The following is a 1220-nucleotide window of genomic DNA, read 5'->3' as shown; positions in this document are numbered from 1 at the left end:
TGTGCGGGCCAGCGCGTACGGGACGGGGCGGCGCAGCCAGGCGGTGAGGAGCGCGTTGCGGCGCTGCACGGCCGGGCGGCCGTCGCGGGGCCCCGGGTCCGGGTGGTGGTGGGCGACGACGTCGGCGCAGTGGGTGACGCCCCAGCCGTGGGCGGCCAGGTCGTAGGCGAGCAGGGTCTCCTCGCCGCCGAAGAACAGCAGCCGGTGGAAGCCGCCCGCTTCGAGGTAGGCGCTGCGGCGGACCACCGCGCCGCAGGCCAGGAAGCCCAGGACCTGGGTGCCGGGGAGGTCGGCGGCGGCACCGAGGGGCGAGCGGGCGAGGACGTCGTTCATCGGGTCCGGCCGCTCGTCCGGGCCGACCAGGGTGCGGGCGGCGATGAGACCGAGCCGGGGGTGGGCGTCGAACAGCTCGGCCGCCCGGCCGAGGGCGCCGGGGGCCCACCAGGAGTCGTCGTCGCTGAACGCCACGTAGGGCGTGCCGAGGGCGCGGGCACCGTGGTTGCGGGCCAGGGCGCCGTGGTTGACGGGCAGCGCCAGCACCCTCACCTCGGGGAAGTCGCGGGCGAGCACGGCGCGGGTGTCGTCGGTGGAGGCGTTGTCGGCGACGAGGATCTCGGGCCGCTCGGGCAGCGCGAGGAGGTGGCGCAGGGTGACGGCGAGCCGGCCGGAGCGGTTCCGGGTGGCGATGACGACGCCGAGCGGGCGGGTCGGGGACGGAGCGGTCACGGAATGGTCTCCCCTTCTCGGGGCCGGGGGCCGGGCAGTCGGGCGAGGGCGTCCAGGACGTCGGCGGGGGTGATGCGCAGCAGCGCGGGATCGGTGCGCTGGGCGTGCGGGTCGCCCTCGGGGCCGTACCAGAGGGCGACGTGGCGGGGGTGGGGCGGCGGGCCCCAGCGGCGGGGCGGGACCGGGCCGAAGAGGGTGACGGTGGGGGTGCCGTGGGCGACCGCGAGATGCGCGATGCCGGTGTCGCCGCTGATCACGGCACGGGCGTCCGCGACCAGGGCGGACAGCGGGCCGAACGGCACTCCGCCGGCGAGGACGTCGGTGCCGGGCAGCCCGGCCCGTTCGGCGAGCCGCGCCACCAGGCCGTCCTCGTCCGCTCCCCCGGTGACGACGACCCGCAGACCCCGTGCCCGCAGGGCGACGGCGGCGGCCGCGTACCGCTCCACGGGCCAGCAGCGGGCCGGGGATCCCGCGCCGGGGTGCAGGACGACGGC

2 protein-coding genes are annotated in these 1220 nt (G+C 78.4%); both read right to left on the bottom strand.

Going from position 1 to position 1220, the window contains the following annotated elements:
- Positions 1 to 726, bottom strand: a 726-nt coding sequence (locus tag G3I53_RS30055) for a glycosyltransferase family 2 protein (RefSeq protein ID WP_164438970.1), incomplete at its 3' end; no start/stop codon positions are given.
- Positions 723 to 1220, bottom strand: a 498-nt coding sequence (locus G3I53_RS30050; RefSeq protein ID WP_164438969.1) for a glycosyltransferase family 9 protein, incomplete at its 5' end; no start/stop codon positions are given. The genes G3I53_RS30050 and G3I53_RS30055, both read right to left, overlap by 4 nt.

The sequence above is a fragment of the Streptomyces sp. SID14436 genome, assembly GCF_010548465.1.
GTDB lineage: Bacteria > Actinomycetota > Actinomycetes > Streptomycetales > Streptomycetaceae > Streptomyces.
The sequence above is the reverse complement of the archived record's forward strand: the minus strand, read 5'-3'. Positions and strand labels throughout refer to the sequence as shown.